4 protein-coding genes and 1 pseudogene are annotated in these 6,195 nt (G+C 68.8%); 1 reads left to right on the top strand and 4 read right to left on the bottom strand.

Annotation, left to right across the window (positions count from 1 at the left end; all coding sequences use genetic code 11):
* Positions 1-291: pseudogene (locus VF697_RS06285) on the bottom strand (hypothetical protein); the annotation flags it as partial.
* A gap of 294 nt (positions 292-585) precedes the next feature.
* Between VF697_RS06285 and VF697_RS06280 the strand changes: the two are divergent.
* Entirely contained in the window at positions 586-2,151 is a 1,566-nt protein-coding gene (locus tag VF697_RS06280) for a hypothetical protein (protein ID WP_331092578.1), read from the top strand.
* Between the two features lie 90 nt (positions 2,152-2,241).
* Here VF697_RS06280 and VF697_RS06275 read toward each other — a convergent pair whose 3' ends face one another.
* The 3 genes from VF697_RS06275 to VF697_RS06265 form a co-directional block, all read right to left on the bottom strand.
* Entirely contained in the window at positions 2,242-2,988 is a 747-nt protein-coding gene (locus VF697_RS06275) for a Uma2 family endonuclease (RefSeq protein ID WP_331092577.1), read from the bottom strand.
* Between the two features lie 415 nt (positions 2,989-3,403).
* Positions 3,404-5,245: a translational GTPase TypA gene (typA, locus tag VF697_RS06270; RefSeq protein ID WP_331092576.1), complete on the bottom strand. Its 1,842-nt coding sequence runs from the start codon at positions 5,243-5,245 to the stop codon at positions 3,404-3,406.
* 201 nt (positions 5,246-5,446) lie between these two features.
* Positions 5,447-6,195: alpha/beta hydrolase (locus VF697_RS06265; RefSeq protein ID WP_331092575.1), on the bottom strand; the 749-nt coding region annotated here is incomplete at its 5' end.

Genomic DNA, 6,195 nt, shown 5'->3' with positions numbered 1-6,195 from the left:
GGTGATGTAGTCCACCTCCACGGTCGGCACGCGATCCTGGGACAACTCGGGCGGGGGAGGCGCCGCGACGCTGGCGGGAGCGGGCCGGGGGGCGGGCGGGCTCGGGATGACCGTGGCGGCGACGCGGGGGGCGGGCACGGTCGGGATGGCCGTGGCCGAGGCGTGGGCAACGGTCGGGATGGCCGAGGCACGGGCCGTGTTCGTGGTCCGACCGCAGCGGGGGCAGAGGCTCACGGCCCTGGGCCGGTGTTTGAGTCCACAGTGGGGGCAGTTGATCCAGGCGTCGTCCACGATGTCCCCTCTCTGGATGGCCTCGTGCTCGCGGGCACGGCGGGTACCGACTACTCACCTTCTAACAGAGTGCGACTGCCGGGAGGTAGATGGTCTCGAGGAGTGCTCCCGGAGTGGGTCTCTCCCTGGACGGTTCCTCCCCTGGGGGCCTCTGTGCGTGGATGTCCGCCCCGCGAGACGTTCGTCCCGGGAACAGGACGGGCGCGGGTGCATCGGCAGCGGGTTCTCCGAGGGAAGAGGCGTTGGAGCCGACGTTGCACAGGGCTCGCGTGACCCACCCTCTCGGAGGCAACCATGAGTTCGGTATCGCGGCGCGAGTCTCACTCCCAGGCATCCACGGACCTGCCGGTCCCACACCCGGAGTCCGACGGCACACCGTCCCAGGTGTCGGCGAGCACGTCCAAGCAGACGGGCAGGAGTCCCGGAAAGCAGGAGACCCCGGCGACTGGAGCCGGGAGCAACCAGGTCGAGATCTACCGGGGAGCGGTGGAGCCTCCGCGCGCCCAAGGGGCGGGCACGCCGTTGGGGGGGATGGGGGAGGGGGGCGGACTGACGGCGGGCCAGCTGGCGCTCGGTGGGGCGCGGAGAGCGGATGCGGCCCGGGCCGAGGCGGCCTACGCGGACATCAAGGCCAGCCTGCACACGGACTGGAAGGACAGGTCCATCACGGACGCGGACAGGCGCCGGGTGCACGAGCAGCTCGAGAAGCTGCCGCCCGCCGACTACCGCCAGATGTTGGAGCGGATGGAGCAGGACAAGCTGCTCGGGAAGTACCTGGACCTGGAGCAGATGAGCCCGGAGCAGCGCTCGGCCTTCCTGGCCCAGGCCGAGCGCAAGGGCTGCGTGACCCGAGAGCCCGTGCGGAAGGCACCGTTCGCGCCGTGCCAGCCGCCCGATGTCCCGACGCTCTACAAGAACGATGCGAAGCTGCCCGCGAGTGTCCGCGAGAGCGTCCATGAGTCGAACCGGCTGGCCAAGAGGACCTACCACGACGCGCATGACGCCTACGTGAAGCGGTACTCCGAGCAGGTCATGCAGGCGCGGAGCCTGCTCGACATCCGCGCGCTGGGGGAGCCCGTGGCGCCCTTCAAGGTCAGCGACGGTCTGGTCTATCCGCACCCGGACTACAACCGTTTCCGCGCGAGCTGGAGCGCCGTGCCCGGCAATGACACGCGAGATGACGCCTACGAGGCGGTGGCCAACCGCATGGCGGACCTCAGTGGGCGGATGCGGCCCGGCTCGTTCTGGTTCAAGGCCGCGGCGGAGGTCAAAGCCGAGTTCATGGGCATGGAAATCAAGGGCGGTGTGGAGGCGCTCGTCACCCAGGATGGCCGAACGGACTGGGCTCCGAAGGGGGGCGTGGAGCGGGGAATCAAGGGCGTCACGGTGGGCGTCGAGAACTCGGAGTCGGGAGAGCCCAAGGTGTCGGTGGGGCTGGAGCACGAGCTGCATTCGCCGAAGGGGAAGGACCCGATGACGGTGGGGATCAGCGTCGATTCGGACGGAGGCCTGCGCGCGGATCTTCCGGTGGGTGGCGGTTTCGGGAGCTACGTCGAGCTCAACCAGAAGCAGGGCACGTATGGAGGGGGCGTGGGCTTCGAACGGAAGTTCGGCAAGACGGGGGAGGAGGTGAAGGTGAAGGTGGAGGTCGGCTTCGGCATGCAGGGGATGAGGCAAGAGCGCGCGCGGGACGTCGCCTCGACCCAGCCCGGGACACTCTTCGGCGCGCTGCCCGAGCTGGACCAGGGCCTCGCCTGGAAGGACATCCCCACTGAGCGCCGCGAGCGCATGGAGCGCGACGGGATGACTCCCGAGCTGTGGCGGGAGGCCCTGCGGCGGAAGGGTGTCTTCAAACGCTGAACCCGCGGGCTGACTCCCGCCCGACGGAGGAGGGCCTCTTGAATCAGGCCCTTCCCTTCGGAGCACCGCGGACGCGTGCCTTTCCCAACCTCACTCCCCACGGGCCTTGAGCCGCTCCAGCTCGCCCTGCAACTCCGCCAGGCGTCGCTCCGCCTCCTCGCGCCGACGCACCTCCTCCTCGCGCCGACGCACCTCCTCGGCGAGCTGCTCGGCTTCCTCGTCCACTCGCCGCTGCACCCCTTCCAGCATTTCCCTCAAGCGGTCGATCAACTCCTCGGACTCCAGGAGCAGGGCATTGCCCGCCCAGAAGCGCAGCTTCGCTGCTTCCAATTGCAGTTCCAGCCCCAGCACCTCCGAGGTGTACCGGCCCTGCCTGGGCTCGATCCGCACATACTCCCTCGCCTCGGGCGAGGGCAGCCGATAGGCCTCCAGCCGCTCCCTGGCCCGGTCGTAGATGAAGTATTCGGGGATGCCCAACCGGGCGTAGCGCCGCACGTTGTGCTCGGCGTCCTTCTTGCGGTCGCCGCCCACGTGCACCTCCATCACCCAGTCCAACCCCTTACCCTCGTGGCTCACCACCCACTTGCCACGCAGGTGCGCCTCCACGTCTAGCACCACCAGCAGATCCGGCGCGAAGCGCCGCTCCCCTGGATAGTAGATGGGCAGCTCCGAGCCCACGTACACCCGGCGTCTCTGCTGCTTGAAGTAGCCCCGGAGTGCTTCCAGCGCCTGCCGCTTCCCCTCGGAGTGCAGGTCCCCCTCTGGCATCGCCAGCTCGGCCCACGTCACCTCCGCGGGAAGAGACTCCACCACCCGCTCCCTCTCCTCCATGCTCATCCCCTCCCACTCCTCCTGTGTGGGGGCTCGGGGGAAGGCATCCGCGTCACTCGACCGATCGTGCGCCATACCCTGAGAGCGTGAGGCGGGTGACCTCCAGGGTCAACCTCCTCCCTCTCTTCCCGTCACCCGCCCAACCTCGGTTTTCGAGGCCGCGCCACGAGCAGCGTGCTCCTGGCGGCGTTGCGACGTACAGCAAGTCACGGGCCGGCTTCTGCCTCCCCGTGTCCCGAGTGAAGGGGCTCGCGTCGCGCCCTCGCACCGCTACGGGCACGGACTCGAAGTCCGACAGCGGAGATGGCAGTGAGCGGCGTAAAAACGCCGAAAGGGCCAGAGGTGGGGGTTCGTAGACCCTCACCCCGGCCCTCTCAAGGCGTTGACCGCGTCCCTCTCCCGGTGGGGAGAGGGGAGGGTGTTACGCCTCGTCGCGCTCCTCGCGCTTGCGGTCACGCTCGGCGCGGTAGCGCTCGTTCGAGCTCAGCGCCTTCTTGCGCATGCGCACCGACTTGGGCGTCACCTCCACCAGCTCGTCGTCGGCGATCCACTCCAGCGCCTTCTCCAGCCCCATCTCGCGCGGCGGGGTGAGGATGACGTTCTCGTCGCGGCCCGCGGCGCGGATGTTCGTCAGCTTCTTCTCGCGGCACGCGTTGACGTTCAGCTCCGAGGGGTGCGAGTGCTCGCCGATGATCATCCCCTCGTAGATGGTGACGCCGGCGCCCACGAAGAGCGAGCCACGCTCCTGGATGCTGAAGAGCGCGTAGGGCACCGTCTCGCCCAGGCGATCGGACACGATGGCGCCGTTGGCGCGCTTGGGGATGTAGCCGAACCACGGCTCGTAGCCGTCGAACTGGCTGCTCATGATGCCCTCACCGCGGGTGATGGTGAGGAACTCCGAGCGGAAGCCGATGAGGCCACGCGCCGGGATGCGGAACTGGAGACGGGTGCGCCCGCCGCCCAGCTGCCCCATGTCCATCATGCGGCCCTTGCGAGGCCCCAGGCGCTCGGTCACCACGCCCACGCTCGTCTCGGGCACGTCGCAGAAGAGCAGCTCCATCGGCTCGTGCAGCGTGCCGTCGATCGTCTTGGTCACCGGCTCCGGGTTGGAGGCCGTCAGCTCGTAGCCCTCGCGGCGCATCGTCTCGATGATGACCGCCAGCTGGAGCTCGCCACGGCCCACCACGCGGAAGGCGTCCGGCGTCTCCGTGTCCTCCACGCGGATGGACACGTTACGGTAGGCCTCACGGTAGAGGCGCTCGCGCAGGTTGCGGCTGGTGACGTACTTGCCCTCCTTGCCCGCGAGCGGCCCGTCGTTGACCTTGAAGATCATCATCATCGTGGGCTCATCCACGGTGATGCGCGGCAGGGCCACCGGCTTCTCCACGTCGGCGATGGTGTCACCGATGGAGATGGCCTCGATGCCGGCGATGGAGACGATCTCCCCGGGGCCGGCGTCGGCGATCTCCGTGCGCTTGAGGCCCTGGAAGCCGTAGAGCTTGACGATCTTGCCCTGCTCCACCTTGCCGCCATCGCGCATCACCGCCACGGGCATGTTGGGCGTGAGGCGACCGGCCTGGACGCGGCCCACCGCGAGGCGGCCCACGTAGTCGTCATAGTCCAGGTTGGCCACCAGCAGCTGCAGCGGCTCCTGGGTCGGCGCCGGCGGGGGCGAGATGTGCGTGAGGATGGACTCGAACAGGGGCTCCAGGTTCTTGCCCGGCTGCTCCAGCGAGGACGAGGCCTGGCCCTGGCGAGCGATCGTGTAGAGCACGGGGAACTCGAGCTGGGTGTCATCCGCGCCCAGGTCGATGTAGAGCGAGTAGACCTGATCCAGGATCTCCTTGGGGCGAGCGTCCTGGCGGTCGATCTTGTTGATGACGAGCACCGTCTTCAGGCCCATGCCCAGCGCCTTGCTGAGCACGAAGCGCGTCTGGGGCAGGGGGCCCTCGGCCGCGTCCACCAGGAGGATGACGCCATCCACCAGGCGCAGGCCGCGCTCCACCTCACCGCCGAAGTCCGCGTGACCCGGGGTGTCGATGATGTTGATCTGCTTGCCCTTGTAGGTGACGGCGGTGTTCTTCGCGAGAATGGTGATGCCCTTCTCGCGCTCGAGGTCGTTCGAGTCCATGACCCGTTCGGTCAGGGCTTCGTTGCTCCGGAAGATGCCCGCTTGGCGGAGCATGTGGTCGACGAGGGTGGTTTTGCCGTGGTCGACGTGAGCGACGATGGCGACGTTGCGGATGTTCTCTCGAGCAATCATGGGCGAGGCTGCCGGCGCTACAGCCGGCGAGGAAGATCTGTGGATGGGCAAGACGCCCAGGCCCCGCGGGGGACCCTGTTGTGAACTTCACAGGAACGCGGAGGGCGGGCGCTTATATGCCGTGAGTCCCGCACCTGCAACGTGGCTGGAAGAAAGAAGGGCGAGCGGCCGGCCCCAACTCAGGGAACTCGCGGGAAGCTCTCAGCCCTGCGTCGCGGAGGACAGGCGGGCGAGCGAGGGCGCGGCGGGCAGCAGGTGCTCGCGCAGGAAGCGCTCCACCCGGAGCTCCACCAGCTCGCGGTGCTCCAGGGGAGCGGCATGGGTGCCCTGGGGCACCATCATGAACTCGGCGTCGGGGATGTGGGCGGCCATCCGCCGCGACAGCCACGCCGGGGTGAACTTGTCGTGCTCGCCCGCGACGATGAGGGTGGGCACGTCCACATGGGGCAGGTGGTCCCACGCGCTGTGGTGGGAGGCGGACTCCAGGGTGCGCACGAAGACCACCGGGTCCATGTTGGCCAGGTGGGTGAAGTAGGGGACGAGGTCGTTCTTGGCCAGCAGCGAGCGGTTGAGCTCCACGGAGAGGGCGACCTGCATGGCCAGCTCGGTGCTGAGCAGGGCGCGGGTGAGCCGGGCCACGGGCTGGGGGAAGCGCTCCACGGTGAAGCGGATGAGGGGGAAGAGGCGCTTGAGCCAGTCGCCGTCGTGGAAGGTGTCCAGCAGGCTGCCGTAGCTGCCGCAGAGGAGGACGAGCCCCTGCACCCGCTGGGCGTAGCGGCGGTGGAACTCGAGCGCCACCTGGACGCCCATGGAGTGGGCGAAGAGGACGGCCTTGTCCACGCCCGCGGCGTCCATCACCCGGTTGAGGTCATCGCAGGTGTAGAGCATGCCGATGCGCTCGCGCTGCTGGGGCAGGCCCGAGCGGCCATGGCCGCGGTAGTGCCAGCGCA

The sequence above is a fragment of the Archangium sp. genome (assembly GCF_036388035.1).
Lineage (GTDB): Bacteria > Myxococcota > Myxococcia > Myxococcales > Myxococcaceae > Archangium.
The sequence above is the reverse complement of the archived record's forward strand: the minus strand, read 5'-3'. Positions and strand labels throughout refer to the sequence as shown.